Below are 14,811 nucleotides of genomic sequence, written 5' to 3' on the forward strand. Positions count from 1 at the left end.
CGTGGGTCGCGAGCGCGTCGATCCAGGTGACCGGGGACCCGGAGCGCGTCGGCCCGCGCCGGGAGGTCAGCCGGTGATGCCCGGGGTGATCTGCACCGTCCAGGCGCCGGACATCGTTCTCCCCTCCACCTCCACCTTGACGCCCTGGCCGGGCACGGTGAAGGTCTCGCCCAGGGCGACCGGGGCGTCGGCGAGGGGTGGGTAGACCGAGTTCTCCCAGCAGGCCTCGGTGTGAGGGTGGGCGTCGACGACCTCCACGGGGCCGCCGCCGGACTCCGTGCCGCTTCTGATCCGGTACACCAGGACACCCTGCCGGCAGATGGCCCGGTCGTTGCCGGCCGCTCCGCGCGCCTCGAAGGCCAGAACGCTGTCCGGTCCGGTGCGCACGATCGCCAGCTTCACCCCGTGTCCGAGGCCGAAGGCCGCGGCGCCCGCCGTGCCCAGCACCGGGAGACCGGGGCCGGCCTCCAGCGGCTCCAGGGTCAGCCGGGTCGGCCGCGCGCCGCGCACGCACACCACCTGGCGCGGATCCAGCCAGCCCAGCTTCCACTTGTGCCAGGCGAACAGGTCCGGCGACAGCCCGAACTGGCTGCCCATCAAGTCCCAGTCGCCGACGAAGGTGTCCCAGTCGCCCTTGCCGTCGACCGGGCGGTGATAGAGATCGGGCAGGTCGAACACATGGCCGGTCTCGTGGGCGAGAACGAGACGGTCCGGCGGGTGCTTCTCGAAGACCGTGACGACCCGCCGGACGTCCGTGCCGTCCACGTGGACGGGCGTGTCGAGGTTCACGACCTTCGTGGCGTCCGAGTCGACGCCGGGCGCGTCCGGGTCGGCGACGAAGTACACGACCTGGTAGCGGGAGAAGTCGACCTCCTTGTCGGCCACCGCGAACGCGTCCCGCACATAGGCGGCCCGGTCGTCCTCGTCCCAGTCCCGCTTTATGGCGTACGCCGTGGACGGCCGGGGCATGCGCAGCCAGTGCTTCAGCGGGTGCGGTCGGATGGTGAACCTGCCGTAGGAGGCCTGCTGGTAGTAGCGGCTGGTGGCCGGGAAGTGGTCGGCGGTCAACTCGGCGGGGTTGGTGCGCGGGGTGGCGTCCGGGAAGGAGAGGAACACCAGCACGGCGTCCTCCGCGCCGGCCGCACGTCCGTAGTCGGCGTTCCAGGTGTCCAGGCCCTCGGAGTGGTGGGCGTCGGTCCGGTGCAGGGCGCAGGGGGTCGTGGAGAAGGGCTCGGCGACCGCCGGGCCACCGAGGATCGAGGTCGCGGCGAGCGCCGACAGCGTGGTGCACACGGCGGCGGTGCTGCGCAGCTTGGGCACGGGCATGACCTCCGGACGCGTTCGCGGGGACCCGCATCCAGATTGCTGGTATTCATTGGGATATGCCCTGTTCGTCTGCACCACAAGGGTGAGTGCGCCCCCGGGGTGCGCCGGCGCACCATGGCGCCCGACACCCCGAAACACTCACGGAACGTCACAACTGGTCGGGGACCCCAAGAACCCGTCCAGGTGCGGGCAGAAACGATCTGTCAGAAACTGTGCTCCGTCCGGGACACTGGAGAGTGGCTGGAAGGGCCCGGGGCCAGCCTCTATGATCGGCACACTTTCCGGCACGGACATCGATCGAGTGCACTGCAGGAGCGAGCGGTGAGCGGAACGTCCGAAGGGCCGACGCCCGCGGCAGACCTCGACCGGTCAGCCGTCACAGACAGTGACCACACTACCTACCACCGTGTCTTCGCGGCCGCCCCGCTCGCCATGGCCGTCGTGGACCGCGCCGGACTCGTCGCCGGCGCCAACGCGGCCTTCGGCGAGCTGCTCGGCACCGATCCGGACACACTCACCGGACGGGTCGCCGCCGACCTCGTCGACCTGGCCTCGGACGCCCGCAGCTGGCACGCCTACCGCGAGGTCCTGCGCGGCCGGCAGGCGAAGCTGCGCTGCACCCGCCGGCTGAAGCACCCCGAGGGGCACTCCGTGTGGGTGCAGGTGACCGTGGCGCCGCTGAGCGGCGAGCCCGGGGTGCTGCTGTCCGTCGCCGACATCAGCGCCCGCCGCGAACTCCAGGCGCGGCTGCGGCACTTGCAGATGCACGACCCGGTGACCCGGCTGCCCAACCGCACGCTGTTCTTCGAGCGGCTGACGGCCGCGCTGGAGGCGGAGTCGTACGAGCAGAGCGGCACCGGCCGGATCGGCCTGTGCTATCTGGACCTCGACGGCTTCAAGGCGGTCAACGACACCCTCGGCCACCGCGTCGGCGACCGGCTGCTCGCGGCCGTCGCCGAGCGCCTGACCCGGGTGGCCGACGAGGCCGGCTACGCCCGCGCGGTGACCCCGCTGGTGGCCCGGCTCGGCGGCGACGAGTTCGCGCTGCTCGTGGAGGACTCAACCGGCACCGAACAGCTCGCCGATCTCGCCGAGTCGGCGCTCAAGTCCCTGGAGGAGCCCTTCGATCTGGCGGGCCAGCGGCTGTCGTTGACCGCTTCCATCGGAGTCGTCGAACGCCATGCCGCCGGCACGACCGCCACCGGTCTGATGCAGGCCGCGGACACGACCCTGTACTGGGCGAAGGCCGACGGCAAGGCCCGCTGGACCCTGTTCGACCCCGAGCGCAACGCGCACCGGATGACCCGTCAGGCGCTGTCGTCCACCCTGCGCCCGGCCATCGAGCGCGGTGAATTCGCTCTGGAGTACCAGCCGTTGGTCGGGATGGAGGACGGACGTCTGTCCGGGGTCGAGGCGTTGATCCGCTGGAATCATCCTCAGTTCGGCACACTGACGCCGAATCGGTTCATCGGACTGGCCGAGGAGGACGGTTCGATCGTGCAGCTCGGCCGCTGGGCGCTCGCCACAGCCTGTCGCCAGGCCCGCCGCTGGCAGTTGGACCATCCCGCGGAGCCGCCCATCTTCGTCAGCGTCAACGTGGCCGTACGCCAGGTGTGGGACTCCGACCTGGTCTCCGACGTGGCGGAGATCCTCACCGAGACCGGACTCGCCCCGCATCTGCTGCAGTTGGAGCTGACCGAGTCGGCGGTGATGGGCTCGGCCGGCCGCCCGCTGCAGGCACTCCAGGCCCTCAGCGACATGGGCGTCCGCATCGCCATCGACGACTTCGGCACCGGCTACTCCAACCTCGCCTACCTCAGCCGCCTGCCGGTCTCCACTCTGAAACTGGACGGTTCCTTCGTACGCGGCTTCCAGTACGAGGCCGACAAGGACACCGCGATCGCCCCCAACCCGGCCGACGAGGTCATCGTCGAGGCGATGATCCAGCTCGCCCACCGGCTCGGCATCACCGTCACCGCCGAGTGCGTGGAGACCTCGGCCCAGGCCACCCGGCTGCGCCGCATCGGCTGCGACACCGGGCAGGGCTGGCTGTACTCCCGCCCGGTGCCGCCGGATCGTATCTCCGAGCTGCTCGGCGAGCAGACCTACGCGGTCGGCAAGCCGTAGGCGTCCGCGATCAACTCATAGGAGCGCAGACGCAGTTCGCCGCGATGGGCGTGGGAGACGAGCATCAGCTCGTCGGCACCGGTGCGCTTGTGCAGATCGTCCAGGCCGGAGCGGACCTCGTCGGCGGTGCCGTGCACGATGTTGGAGGTCCAGGAGGCGATGAACTCCTCCTCCATGGGGCTGAACTCGTGCTGCTCGGCCTCGTCCGGGTCGGGGAAGAGGCCGGGCCGGCCGGTGCGCAGCCGGAGCATGTTGAGGGCCATCGCCCGGGTCTGGCGGCGGGCCTCGCGCGCGTCGTCGGTGGCGAGGGTGGAGACGCCGATCAAGGCGTAGGGCTCGTCGAGGACCGCGGAGGGGCGGAAGGTCTGCCGGTACAGGTCGAGCGCCGGGATGGTGTTCTGCGCGGAGAAGTGGTGCGCGAAGGCGAACGGCAGGCCCAGCAGACCGGCGAGGCGGGCGCTGAAGCCGGAGGAGCCGAGCAGCCAGACGGGCGGGCGGTGCGGGGACTGGACGCCGCCGGGGGCGGTGGCCTGGACGGGCCCCGGGATCGCGTGGATACGGCGGTACGGGTGCCCGTCGGGGAAGTCGTCGTCGAGGAAGCGGGTGAGCTCGGCGAACTGCTCCGGGAAGTCGTCGGCGCCCTCGTTCAGGGTGTCGCTGCGGCGCAGGGCCGCGGCCGTGGCGCCGTCGGTGCCGGGGGCGCGCCCGAGGCCGAGGTCGATGCGGCCCGGGGCCAGCGCTTCCAGGGTGCCGAACTGCTCGGCGATGACCAGGGGCGCGTGGTTGGGCAGCATGACGCCGCCCGAGCCGAGCCGGATGCGCTCGGTGTGGGCGGCCAGGTGGGCGAGGATCACGGCGGGCGAGGAGGAGGCGACACCGGGCATGGAGTGGTGCTCGGCGACCCAGTACCGGTGGAAGCCGCGGGCCTCGGCGAACCGGGACAGCGCCACGCTGGTGCGCAGGGCGTCGGAGGCGGTGCTGCCCGCGCCGACGGTCACCAGGTCCAGTACGGACAGGGGGACGGGGGCGGTGCCGTGCGTCGTTCCCCGGATCTCGTCTGCCTCGTCTGCCGACACGTGTGGGCCTCCTGTTTGTGGCGTGCGCTGTCCTGGGCGGCTTAACAGGAGGCAGTCTCCGTTTATTCCGGGGTTCGTGCCGCCCGGGTCAGACCTGCACGATCGGTTCCCTCGTGAACAGCGTCCCGAGTGTGGGCGCGTTCACTCGCCGGTCGGCCAGCCGCAGCCCCTCCCACACCGTCACCTGGTTCGCGGTGAGCACGGGCTTGGACAGCGCCTTCTCCAGCAGCGACAGATGCGCGGCCGTGTGCAGGGCCGTGTCCGGCAGCAGGACCGCCTCCGCGTCCGGGACGTCGGCCGCCCGGGCCAGCGTCAGCACGTCCTCCTCGCCCCACGTGCCGACCTCGGCCGCCGTGATGATCCCGGAGGACCGGACCCCGGCCACCTCCAGCCCGCCGGACCGCAGGAAGTCCGCGAACAGCGCGGCGATGTCGTCCGGGTAGGTCGCGCCGACCGCGACCCGCCGCACCCCGATCTCCCGGGCCGCGTGCACGAAGGCGAAGGACGTCGAGGACGCGGGCATCCCGGCCAGCCGGGCGAGCGTGCGCACCTGGTCCTGGGCGCCCTCCCAGCCGTGCACGAAGCCACCGCTGGTGCACGCCCAGACCACCGTCTCGGCCCCGGCGAGCCGCAGGCTCTCCATGCCCGCCCTGAGCCGCTCGGTGGACCCCATCTCGCGCAGCGCCGCCACCCGGTGCGCGTCCTCGCCGATGTCGGTGTGGACCAGGTCCACCCGGATGTCGCTGCCCAGGAGCTGCTCTATGCGCGGATAGTCGTCCTCGGCGGAATGGCCCGGGTAGAGGAATCCGAGTGCGGTCATGTCCAGCCTTCCTGCGTCTCTTCCGGCGTGTCTTCCGGCAGTGCGGAGGGCCAGGCGCGCGCCGACTCGTCCAGCAGCGCCTGGTACGGCCCCACGGCTCGGGTACCCAGTCGGCGCAGCGCAGCCCACATCGTGACCTGGTTGGCAGACAGCACGGGAATGCGCAGCTCGGCCTCCAGCTGGGGGATCACGTCGTACGTCGGCAGGTTGGTGCAGGAGATGAAGAGCGCGTCGGCGGTGCCGGGGCGGACCGCCTGCCGGGCCATGGCGACGACGTCCCGGTACGGCACCCGCCAGATGTGCCGGGTCAGGCCCATGAAGGCGCACCCGGTGACCTGGACGCCGGCCTCGGCGACGAAGTCCTCCAGTGCCCGGGTCACCGACACGGTGTACGGCGTGACCAGCGCGACGCGCCGGACACGCAGCTCCTCCAGCGCCTGGAGCAGCGCGCCGGACGTGGTCACGGAGGGCGGCGCGCCCGCGAGGCTCATCGCCGCGCACATCGCCCGCTCCCCGGCGATCCCGCCGACGAAGCTGCCGGAGGCGCAGGCGTAGGCGACGGCCTCGGGCGCGACGGCGGTCAGCGCGCGCACGGCGTCGCCGAGGGTCTCGTGCTCACTCACCAGCCGGGCCAGGTCCAGGCTCACCTCGACCGGCACGAACGGGGTCCGGGTCAGATGCAGCGACACGTCGTCGGGCACCCAGCGCCACAGCTCGCGATCCAGGGCGAAGTCGAAGGGGGCCACCACGCCCACCCCGCGCTGGGGGCGGGGGCCGCCGAGAAAGGAGACGTGCATCGCTGGCACCGGCCTCACGCTGGGAGACGAGTGGGCAACGGATCGCGAATGCGCCCGTGTTGACGAAGGTAGGTTCGGGTGCGAGCGTGGTCAATCCGCGGTTAATCCGCGCATGTCAGACGCTCGATCCGCGCTCGTCGGACTCCCGTGGTCCGCGCACGTCAGACGCTCGGAGCCGCCCCGTATGACGACCCTCCCGACCCTCCTGGTGCTGGACGCCGACCCGCCGCCGCGCCTCGGCCGGCTGACCGGCCGCGCCCGGATCGTGCACACGGACGCGGCCCGGCTGGCCGAGCGGCTGCCGCAGGCGGACGTGCTCCTGGTCTGGGACTTCACCTCGCACGCGGTGCGCGAGGCCTGGCCCGGGGAGGGGCCCCGCCCGCGCTGGGTGCACACGGCGAGCGCGGGCGTGGACCATCTGCTGGGCCCGGAGCTGGCGGCCTCCGACACTGTGGTCACGAACGCGCGCGGGATCTTCGACCAGCCGATCGCCGAGTACGTGGCGGCCCTGGTACTGGCGGTCGCCAAGGATCTGCCGCGCACGCTGGAGTACCAGCGGGAGCGGACCTGGCGGCACCGGGAGGGCCGGCGGGTGGCGGGCACGCGCGCGTGCGTGGTCGGCTCGGGCCCGATCGGCCGGGCGATCGTACGCACCCTGAAGGCCCTCGGCGTGACGACGGCGCTGGTCGGGCGGGTGCCGCGGACCGGCATCCACGGCCCGGCCGACCTGGACCGGCTGATCTCCCGCGCGGACTGGGTGATCGCGGCGGCGCCGCTCACCGAGGAGACGTACGGCATGTTCGACGGCCACCGCTTCGGCGTGATGCAGCCCTCGGCCTTCTTCGTGAACGTCGGCCGCGGTCAGCTCGTCGACGAGGACGCCCTCGCCCACGCCCTGACCCGGCGCTGGATCGCGGGCGCCGCGCTGGACGTCTTCACCGCCGAACCCCTCCCGCCGGACAGCTCGCTGTGGGGGCTGCCGGGGCTGATCGTCTCCCCCCACATGAGCGGGGACACGGTCGGCTGGCGGGACGAACTGGGCGCGCAGTTCGTGGAGTTGTACGAGCGGTGGGCGGCGGGCAGATCACTGGTCAACGTGGTCGACAAGAAACGCGGATACGTCCCCGGTCACTGACCGCCCGGATCCTTGGAGGGTGCATGCAGCTCACCGACCTCACCGCCGTCCAGCTCCTCGACGGTTACCGCAAGGGCGAGTTCAGCCCCGTGGAGGCGACCGGACAGGCCCTGGAGCGGGCGCGCCGGATCCAGCCGGAGGTGAACGCGTTCGTACGCCTCACCGAGGAGGACGCACTCGCCCGGGCCCGGGAGTCGGAGGAGCGCTGGCGGCGCGGTGAGCCGGCCGGGCTGCTCGACGGGGTGCCGGTGACGGTGAAGGACATCCTCCTGCTGCGCGGCCACCCGACCCTGCGCGGCTCCAGGACGATCTCCGAGCAGGGCAGTTGGGAGGAGGACGCCCCCTCGGTGGCCCGGCTCCGCGAGCACGGCGCGGTGTTCCTGGGCAAGACGACGACCCCCGAGTTCGGCTGGAAGGGCGTGACGGACTCCCCGCTGTCCGGGATCACCCGCAACCCGCACGACCAGTCCCGCACCGCCGGCGGCTCCAGCGGGGGCAGCGCGGCGGCCGTGGCGCTCGGCGCGGGCCCGCTGTCGCTGGGCACGGACGGCGGAGGCAGCATCCGTATCCCGGCCGCGTTCTGCGGCATCTTCGGGCTGAAGCCGACGTACGGCAGGGTGCCCCTGTATCCGGCGAGCGCGTTCGGCACGCTGTCGCACACGGGTCCGATGACCCGGGACGCGGCGGACGCGGCCCTGCTGCTCGACGTCATCGGCGCGCCCGACCCACGCGACTGGTCGGCCCTGCCGCCCGCGCCGGGCTCCTTCACCGAACACCTGAAGGAAGGCGTGCACGGCCTCCGGGTGGCGTACTCCCCCTGCCTCGGCGGGCAGGTCGCGGTCCAGCCGGCGGTCGCGGCGGCGGTACGGCGGACGGTGGCCACCCTCGCCGAACTCGGCGCGTACGTCGAGGAGACCGACCCGGACTTCAGCGAGCCGGTGGAGGCCTTCCACACCCTGTGGTTCAGCGGCGCGGCCCGGCTCACCGAGCGGTTCTCCCCGCGCAAGCGGCAGCTGCTGGACCCCGGCCTGCGGGAGATCTGCGTACGGGGCGCCCGCTACAGCGCGCTGGACTATCTGGCCGCGGTCGACGTCCGTATGGACCTCGGCCGGCGCATGGGCCGCTTCCACGAGCGCTACGACCTCCTGGTCACCCCGACCCTGCCGCTGACGGCGTTCGAGGCGGGCGTGGAGGTGCCCAGGGGCTCGGCTCACCACCGCTGGACGGGCTGGACGCCCTTCACCTACCCGTTCAACCTCACCCAGCAGCCCGCGGCGACCGTCCCGGTGGGCACGGACGCGGACGGTCTCCCGGTGGGCCTCCAGCTCGTCGCCGCCCGGCACCGGGACGACCTGGTGCTGCGGGCCGCGCACGCGCTGTACGAGGCCGAGGCGGCATCGGCGCCCACGGTCACCGCCGTCCGGTAGCCGGGCGGGCCTCACGCCCGACGGAAACCGAGCGTCTCCCCGGCCGCCCCGCTGCGCCACAGGTCGTTGCAGGCCTCGGCCATTGCCTCCAGCCCCTCCACCACCTGTCCCCACACGATCCCCGGCACCCACCCCACGTCACCGTTGAGCAGCAGGTTGTTGCGCTCGTAGAACAGGGCCAGGTCGACCACCGTGGTGCCGGGGCGGACCTCGCGGTCGTAGCCGTAGGCCCGGGTGCCCAGTTCGGTGCCGGCGAAGGAGAAGTAACAGAGGTCGCCGGGAATCGGGGTGACCGTCGGGTTCTCCAGTGGGGGTTCCGTGGAGGCGAACGGCGGGAAGAGGGCGTAGATCTCGTTGCGCGCGTATTTGGCGTGATAGACGTCACCCGCGAGCGGGAGCGCGTCCCATACCGCCGCGCAGGTCAGGGGTGCGCGGTCGGCCAGCAGTCGTGCCGTGCAGTGCACGTCCCGCTTCTCGAGCGAGACGGTGACGAATCGATCGGCCATGAGAACAAGGGTGCATAGCCCGGATGCGCTTGGGTAGCCGCGCCGCCATGGCTCCACCACTTGGGAACGACGTACACACATTCCGGTCGGAACTCAGACACGCCGGGCACACCCGGCGTTCGGTGCTCGGTGGCCTCGCCGCCCTCGGTGTGCTGGGCGCGGCGGGCTGCTCCCGGGTGGCCGAGGCGTCCGGCAAGGAGGGCGGCGACCTGCTCGACCGCCTCCGCGCGCAGGGCGTCGTACGGCTCGGGATCGCCGGTGAGGTCCCCTTCGGGTACATCGACAAGGACGGGCAACTCACCGGTGAGGCGCCCGAGCTGGCCAAGGTGATCTTCAAGCGGCTCGGGGTGGACAAGGTCCAGCCGGTGCCCACCGAGTTCGGCTCGCTGATCCCGGGGCTGAACTCGCAGCAGTTCGACGTCGTGGCGGCCGGGATGTACGTCAATCCGGAGCGCTGCCAGCAGGTGATCTTCGCCGATCCGGACTACCAGATGCTGGACTCGTTCATCGTGCGCAAGGGCAACCCGCTGGGGCTGCACTCCTACAAGGACGTCGTCGCGAAGAAGGCCAAGTTCGCCACCGGCACCGGATACGCCGAGATCGAGTACGCGGTCGGGGCCGGGTACAAGCAGAGCGACATCCTGATCGTCCCGGACCAGGTCGCCGGGCTGAACGCCGTCGAGGCGGGCCGCGTCGACGTCTTCGCCGGTACGGCGCTCACCACCCGCGAGGTGGTGAAGAAGTCGAGCAAGGCGGAGGCGACCCAGCCGTTCGCGCCGCTGGTCAAGGGCAAACCGCACGTCGACGGCGGCGCGTTCGCGTTCCGGCCGACCGAGACGAAGCTGCGCGACGCGTTCAACGTCGAGCTGCGGAAGCTGAAGAAGAGCGGGGAGTTGTTCCGGATCCTGCGGCCGTTCGGTTTCACCAGGGCCGAGATGACCGACCTCACCGCGAAGGAGCTGTGCGGCGGATGACCTCGGGACTGTGGGAACTCGTACTCAAGGGCGTCTGGACCACCATCCAGCTGCTGGTGTTCAGCGCGCTGCTGGCTGCCGCGGTGTCCTTCGTCGTGGGCATCGCGCGCACGCACCGGCTGTGGATCGTGCGCTTCATAGCCGGCTTCTACACCGAGGTGTTCCGCGGCACCTCGGCGCTGGTGATGATCTTCTGGGTGTTCTTCGTGCTGCCGGTCGCCTTCGGCTGGCAGCTGGTGCCGATGTGGGCGGGCACGCTGGCGCTCGGCCTGACGTACGGCGCGTACGGCTCGGAGATCGTGCGCGGCGCGCTGCAGTCGGTCGATCCGGCGCAGCAGGAGGGCGGTATCGCGCTCAGCTTCACCCCGGCCCAGCGGCTGCGGCTCGTTCTGCTGCCGCAGGCCGTGCCGGAGATGATCCCGTCCTTCTGCAATCTGCTGGTCGAGCTGCTCAAGGGCACCGCGCTCGTGTCGGTGATGGGCATGGGCGATCTGACGTTCAGCGCGAACCTGGTCCGGCTGGCGCTGCAGCAGAGCGCGGAGATCTACACGTATGTGCTGCTGATCTACTTCGTGATCGCCTTCCTGATCACGCGGCTGATGCGCTCCCTGGAGAAGCGGCTGAAGGCGGGGATCGGCAAGGACGCCGGGACCTTCTCGGCGGCGCGTGAGCTGAAACACGCGCAGACGACCGGAGTGGGGGGTCGCGTCGCATGAAGTGGGACTGGAACGCGGTGAGCGGGTTCATGCCGCACTTCTGGGACGGGCTGCGGGTCACCCTGGAGGCCCTGGCCCTCGGTTCGCTGGTGTCCTTCAGCCTGGGCCTGGTGTGGACGCTGCTGATGCGGACGCCGAGCCGCTGGGTGCGCTGGCCGGTCGGGGTGGTCACGGAGTTCGTGCGCAACACCCCGCTGCTGGTGCAGCTGTTCTTCCTGTTCTACGTGCTGCCCGAGTGGAATGTGACCTTCTCCGCGCTGACCACCGGTGTCTTCGCGATCGGCCTGCACTACTCGACGTACACCATGCAGGTCTACCGGGCCGGTATCGAGGCGGTGCCCGCCGGCCAGTGGGAGGCAGCGACCGCGCTGAACCTGCCCCGGCGGCGGACCTGGACCGCGGTGATCCTGCCGCAGGCGATCCGCCGGGTGGTGCCCGCGCTCGGCAACTACGTGATCTCCATGCTCAAGGACACGCCGATGCTGATGACGATCACCGTACTGGAGATGCTCGGCCAGGCCCGGCTCTTCTCCCAGCAGCACTTCCAGTTCACCGAGCCGGTCACCGTGATCGGTGTGGCCTTCATCCTCATCTCCTACCTGGCCTCCCTACTCCTGCGAGCCCTGGAGCGACGCCTTGTCCGTTGAGACCCGTCCGCAGCCCTCCCGTACCGACGCCCAGCCCACCGAGCTGATCCGTCTGGAGAACGTCACCAAGCGCTTCGGCGCCAACACCGTGCTCGACCGGCTGGACTTCTCCGTCGACGCCGGCCGGCACGTGACCCTGATCGGCCCGTCCGGATCCGGCAAGACCACGATCCTCAGACTTCTGATGACCCTCACCAAGCCGGACGAGGGCACGATCACCGTCGACGGGGAGCAGCTGTTCCCGGCGCCGGAGAAGCAGGTCCGGGAGGTCCGCAAGAAGATCGGAATGGTGTTCCAGCAGTTCAACCTGTTCCCCAACATGAGCGTGCTGCGGAACATCACCGAGGCGCCGGTGCAGGTTCTCGGCATGTCCAGGGACGAGGCCGAGGAGCGCGCCCGGGAGCTGCTGGAGCTGGTGGGGCTGACCGACAAGTGCGACGCGAAGCCGACCCGGCTCTCCGGCGGACAGCAGCAGCGGGTGGCGATCGCCCGGGCGCTGGCGATGCGGCCGCAGGTGCTGCTGCTGGACGAGGTGACCTCCGCGCTCGACCCGGAGCTGGTCGCGGGCGTCCTCGACGTGCTCAGGGACATCGCCCGCAGCACCGACATCACCATGCTCTGCGTGACCCACGAGATGGGTTTCGCCCGCGACATCTCCGACCGGGTGCTGATGTTCGACGGCGGCCAGGTGATCGAATCGGGTTCCCCGGAGAAGATCTTCTCCGAGCCGGAGCAGGACCGCACCCGGGAATTCCTCAGCGCGGTGCTGTGACCACGGCGCGTGGATCCGGAAGATGCCGAGGTCCAACCGCTGGGTCTTGACTTTGGCATATGCCAGAGGGTCTGCGCCGCAGTTGGGAGGGGTCCGGCGGGCGGAAGAATCTCGCCAACCCCCTCTCCCTGCAGCGGGTTTGCCCGTTATCGTGGTAGCGATCCGCCGACCGGATCTCGCGGCACACACAGGCGAGCGAGCGCAGGGGGAACACCGTGGCGCTGATGAACGAGCCGACCGCCCCGTACCACTCGGCCCAGGACGCCCTGCGCGTGCTGGAGACCGTCGCCCGCCACTCCGCCGGCATCACCGACACCGAACTGGCCCACCGCACCGGCCTCGGCCCGGAGCGGCTCACCGCCCTGCTGCGCATGCTGCGCCGGGAGGGCTATGTCGAGCAGATCACCGACGGGGCGTACGTCACCGGCGACACCCTGCGCCGCCTCACCTCCGCGCACGACCGGGAGCGGGCGGTGCGCGAGAAGCTCCAGCACACCCTGGACCGGCTGCGCGACTCGGTCGGCGCGGCGGTCTACATCAGCCGGTACGTCGACGGCGAGGTCAAGGTCACCCAGTACGCCGCCGGGCCCACCACCCCGGCGGTCAACGAGTGGGTCGACTTCCGCTACTCCGCCCACGCCACGGCGGTCGGCAAGAGCCTGCTCACACAGCTCGACCACAACGCCCGCCGCGACCATCTCTCCCGCCACAAGATGGCCCGCCTCACCTCGCGCACCATCACCAGCGACAAGCTGCTGCTGTCCCGTCTGGAGTCCCAGCCGCCGACCGTGCCGGTCCTGGACCTGCAGGAGTACGCGATCGGCACGGTCTGCGCGGCGGTCCCGATCACGGCGGGTTCCTCCGTGGGCTGCCTGGCGCTGTCGCTTCCCGTGGCGCACGCCCACCGCCTGAAGCAGGCGGCGGACACGCTGAACCGGAACGCGGCGCCGGTGCTGCTGTCCCTGGCGCTCTAGGGGCCCCACAGGGTGGTCACGAGCACCCCTCAGGACCAGGTAGTATTTTCTTCGTCGCCAGCCGCGGGAGACAAAACCGCGGCGGGCGAGAGTCATGCGCCGCTAGCTCAGTTGGTTAGAGCAGCTGACTCTTAATCAGCGGGTCCGGGGTTCGAGTCCCTGGCGGCGCACGATGACGATGGCGAGCCATGTCCGCAAAATGCGCGGACCTGGCTCGCCATCTCTGTTATTGCGCGACCGCGCCGCGCGTGGTGGGGGCTTCGCCACCCGCACATGCCGACGGCTACGGCATCAGGCCGCCGGACTCGGAGAACGTCATGTGGGCGGTGGCGATGAAGAAGACGCAGAAGGTGATGGCCGCGCCGAGGAAGGCCACCCCGAATCCGGTGCCGACGGCCAGCCTGGCGGGCGCCGGCGGGCGGGCGGTGGCCCGCTGGGGCTGCTCCGGCAGGTACCGCACGGTGACGAAGTCGCCTTCCACGACGGTCGCCGGGCCGCCCTCCTCCTCGAAGCGGACCGTGCGGCCCTCGCGGGTGGTGAACTCGTAGACGTGATGCAGGGTCGTCCGCACGGACGTGTCCCCGCCGCCCCCTCTGGTCGTCGTGTACATCCGCAGACAGCGCCCCTCGGCGGTCAGGCCGTGCGCCCAGGTCCTGCCGACCCGCCAGGCGCGGCGCATCAGCAGGAAGGCGGAGTACCCGAAGCCGGCGATCATGACGGTGGGTACGGCGTAGAAGAAGATCTCGAACATGAGGTTCCCCCGAGGTCCGGTACGCCGCTCCACTCGATCGGCGTGCGAGGAACCTACCCGGTGGTAGGGGCGGCCGGCCTCAAGGGAACCTCAGTTTCCGCGCTGTGGCGGAACGGTCCTCAGAAGGTGACGTCCGAGCAGGCGTAGAACGCGTTGCCGGTATCGGCGATCGTCCACACCGCGAGGATGACCTGGTGCCCGCTCAGCCCGGTCGGCAGGGTGCCGCTGTGGCTGAGTGTGGCCGGCGGGCGCCGGCCGTCGTACGGGACCGTCAGGAACGGGGTGAGGTTGAGGTCCGAGCGGGACAGGGCGTGGTTCTGGTTCCAGCCCTGCCTGGTGACGAAGTACCTGAAGTCCGTCGTGGCGTGCTGGGCGGTGAACTGCCAGCGGAAGGTGTACGTCCGCCCGCCCGTCACCCTGGTGGTGGGCCAGGCCCCGCCGGACGGGGTGGTCGGCGAGCTGAGCTGGGCGAACCGGCTCAGCCCGCCGTTGCAGATCTGGCCGTCGGCGGGCCCCGCGGCCGGGAATCCCTTGGGGCCCTCGACGCTCTGCGGCTCGTACTGGATGTCGCCGCAGCCGGTCACCGTGCCGTTGGCGCAGAGCTTCTGCCTGCTGATCGGGAGGTCGGTGTAGCCGTGCCCGCTGGCGCCGCCGGTGGAGAGCGCGAACGCTCCGGCGGTCACCACGCCCAGCACGACCGCGGACAACCTGGTCCTGGTGTGCATACTGCCGCTCCTGGAGAACGTGGGGAGTTCGGTGAGCT

15 protein-coding genes and 1 tRNA gene are annotated in these 14,811 nt (G+C 71.1%); 9 read left to right on the top strand and 7 right to left on the bottom strand.

Features of this window, described 5'->3' with window-relative positions; translation table 11 throughout:
- Positions 1-66: 66 nt before the first annotated feature.
- The gene (locus ACZ5NH_RS39735) at positions 67-1,326 is read right to left on the bottom strand and encodes a M6 family metalloprotease domain-containing protein (RefSeq protein WP_468782539.1); all 1,260 of its coding nucleotides are present in this window, start codon (positions 1,324-1,326) and stop codon (positions 67-69) included.
- Between the two features lie 321 nt (positions 1,327-1,647).
- Between ACZ5NH_RS39735 and ACZ5NH_RS39740 the strand changes: the two genes are divergently transcribed.
- The gene (locus tag ACZ5NH_RS39740) at positions 1,648-3,453 is read left to right on the top strand and encodes a putative bifunctional diguanylate cyclase/phosphodiesterase (RefSeq protein WP_388627526.1); all 1,806 of its coding nucleotides are present in this window, start codon (positions 1,648-1,650) and stop codon (positions 3,451-3,453) included.
- On the opposite strand, the gene ACZ5NH_RS39745 is transcribed toward ACZ5NH_RS39740, so the two are convergent.
- The 3 genes from ACZ5NH_RS39745 to ACZ5NH_RS39755 all read right to left on the bottom strand — a co-directional run bounded on the left by ACZ5NH_RS39745 (position 3,432) and on the right by ACZ5NH_RS39755 (position 6,146).
- Positions 3,432-4,529 carry an LLM class flavin-dependent oxidoreductase gene (locus ACZ5NH_RS39745; protein WP_468782541.1) on the bottom strand — a complete coding sequence of 366 codons (1,098 nt, stop codon included), beginning with the start codon at positions 4,527-4,529 and terminating at the stop codon, positions 3,432-3,434. The genes ACZ5NH_RS39740 and ACZ5NH_RS39745 overlap by 22 nt on opposite strands.
- An 88-nt stretch (positions 4,530-4,617) precedes the next feature.
- The gene (locus ACZ5NH_RS39750; protein WP_388627524.1) at positions 4,618-5,349 is read right to left on the bottom strand and encodes a maleate cis-trans isomerase family protein; all 732 of its coding nucleotides are present in this window, start codon (positions 5,347-5,349) and stop codon (positions 4,618-4,620) included.
- Positions 5,346-6,146, bottom strand: coding sequence for a maleate cis-trans isomerase family protein (locus ACZ5NH_RS39755; RefSeq protein WP_468782585.1), 801 nt, complete (start codon positions 6,144-6,146; stop codon positions 5,346-5,348). Before ACZ5NH_RS39755 ends, ACZ5NH_RS39750 begins: the two co-directional genes overlap by 4 nt.
- Positions 6,147-6,330: 184 nt before the next feature.
- On the opposite strand from ACZ5NH_RS39755, the gene ACZ5NH_RS39760 reads away from it, so the two are divergent.
- Complete coding sequence (locus ACZ5NH_RS39760) at positions 6,331-7,281, top strand: D-2-hydroxyacid dehydrogenase (RefSeq protein WP_468782544.1); 951 nt, start codon at positions 6,331-6,333, stop codon at positions 7,279-7,281.
- Between the two features lie 23 nt (positions 7,282-7,304).
- Positions 7,305-8,708, top strand: coding sequence for an amidase (locus tag ACZ5NH_RS39765; RefSeq protein WP_468782546.1), 1,404 nt, complete (start codon positions 7,305-7,307; stop codon positions 8,706-8,708).
- An 11-nt stretch (positions 8,709-8,719) separates the two neighbouring features.
- Here ACZ5NH_RS39765 and ACZ5NH_RS39770 read toward each other — a convergent pair whose 3' ends face one another.
- Positions 8,720-9,214, bottom strand: a complete 495-nt coding sequence (locus ACZ5NH_RS39770) for a DUF3830 family protein (protein WP_451003684.1) — start codon at positions 9,212-9,214, stop codon at positions 8,720-8,722.
- Between the two features lie 47 nt (positions 9,215-9,261).
- Here ACZ5NH_RS39770 and ehuB point away from each other — a divergent pair, with 47 nt between their 5' ends.
- From ehuB to ACZ5NH_RS39800, 6 genes are all read left to right on the top strand, one after another.
- Positions 9,262-10,188 (top strand): ectoine/hydroxyectoine ABC transporter substrate-binding protein EhuB, encoded by a 927-nt coding sequence (ehuB, locus tag ACZ5NH_RS39775; protein ID WP_468782548.1) that lies wholly within the window; start codon positions 9,262-9,264, stop codon positions 10,186-10,188.
- Entirely contained in the window at positions 10,185-10,904 is a 720-nt protein-coding gene (gene ehuC / locus ACZ5NH_RS39780) for an ectoine/hydroxyectoine ABC transporter permease subunit EhuC (protein WP_468782550.1), read from the top strand. The genes ehuB and ehuC overlap by 4 nt, the downstream gene beginning before the upstream one ends.
- On the top strand, positions 10,901-11,551 hold the full coding sequence (gene ehuD, locus ACZ5NH_RS39785) for an ectoine/hydroxyectoine ABC transporter permease subunit EhuD (RefSeq protein WP_388627516.1): 651 nt from the start codon (positions 10,901-10,903) through the stop codon (positions 11,549-11,551). The genes ehuC and ehuD overlap by 4 nt, the downstream gene beginning before the upstream one ends.
- Positions 11,541-12,323, top strand: coding sequence for an ectoine/hydroxyectoine ABC transporter ATP-binding protein EhuA (gene ehuA / locus ACZ5NH_RS39790; RefSeq protein ID WP_450985458.1), 783 nt, complete (start codon positions 11,541-11,543; stop codon positions 12,321-12,323). The genes ehuD and ehuA overlap by 11 nt, the downstream gene beginning before the upstream one ends.
- Before the next feature lie 215 nt (positions 12,324-12,538).
- Positions 12,539-13,297, top strand: coding sequence for an IclR family transcriptional regulator (locus ACZ5NH_RS39795; RefSeq protein ID WP_450985457.1), 759 nt, complete (start codon positions 12,539-12,541; stop codon positions 13,295-13,297).
- Between the two features lie 96 nt (positions 13,298-13,393).
- Positions 13,394-13,467, top strand: a tRNA-Lys gene (locus ACZ5NH_RS39800).
- A 113-nt stretch (positions 13,468-13,580) separates the two neighbouring features.
- Here ACZ5NH_RS39800 and ACZ5NH_RS39805 read toward each other — a convergent pair.
- Both ACZ5NH_RS39805 and ACZ5NH_RS39810 read right to left on the bottom strand, forming a co-directional pair.
- Positions 13,581-14,048, bottom strand: a complete 468-nt coding sequence (locus ACZ5NH_RS39805; RefSeq protein WP_468782553.1) for a DUF3592 domain-containing protein — start codon at positions 14,046-14,048, stop codon at positions 13,581-13,583.
- 119 nt (positions 14,049-14,167) lie between these two features.
- Positions 14,168-14,773 carry a lytic polysaccharide monooxygenase auxiliary activity family 9 protein gene (locus ACZ5NH_RS39810; RefSeq protein WP_468782555.1) on the bottom strand — a complete coding sequence of 202 codons (606 nt, stop codon included), beginning with the start codon at positions 14,771-14,773 and terminating at the stop codon, positions 14,168-14,170.
- Positions 14,774-14,811 lie beyond the last annotated feature (38 nt).

The sequence above is a fragment of the Streptomyces sp. NPDC031426 genome (assembly GCF_055581585.1).

Coding starts and splice junctions, on each gene's coding strand:
- ACZ5NH_RS39735 (WP_468782539.1), bottom strand. CDS start 1,326: ATGCCCGTGCCCAAGCTGCGCAGCACCGCCGCCGTGTGCACCACGCTG.
- ACZ5NH_RS39750 (WP_388627524.1), bottom strand. CDS start 5,349: ATGACCGCACTCGGATTCCTCTACCCGGGCCATTCCGCCGAGGACGAC.
- ACZ5NH_RS39755 (WP_468782585.1), bottom strand. CDS start 6,146: ATGCACGTCTCCTTTCTCGGCGGCCCCCGCCCCCAGCGCGGGGTGGGC.
- ACZ5NH_RS39760 (WP_468782544.1), top strand. CDS start 6,331: ATGACGACCCTCCCGACCCTCCTGGTGCTGGACGCCGACCCGCCGCCG.
- ACZ5NH_RS39765 (WP_468782546.1), top strand. CDS start 7,305: ATGCAGCTCACCGACCTCACCGCCGTCCAGCTCCTCGACGGTTACCGC.
- ACZ5NH_RS39770 (WP_451003684.1), bottom strand. CDS start 9,214: ATGGCCGATCGATTCGTCACCGTCTCGCTCGAGAAGCGGGACGTGCAC.
- ehuB (WP_468782548.1), top strand. CDS start 9,262: ATGGCTCCACCACTTGGGAACGACGTACACACATTCCGGTCGGAACTC.
- ehuC (WP_468782550.1), top strand. CDS start 10,185: ATGACCTCGGGACTGTGGGAACTCGTACTCAAGGGCGTCTGGACCACC.
- ehuD (WP_388627516.1), top strand. CDS start 10,901: ATGAAGTGGGACTGGAACGCGGTGAGCGGGTTCATGCCGCACTTCTGG.
- ACZ5NH_RS39805 (WP_468782553.1), bottom strand. CDS start 14,048: ATGTTCGAGATCTTCTTCTACGCCGTACCCACCGTCATGATCGCCGGC.
- ACZ5NH_RS39810 (WP_468782555.1), bottom strand. CDS start 14,773: ATGCACACCAGGACCAGGTTGTCCGCGGTCGTGCTGGGCGTGGTGACC.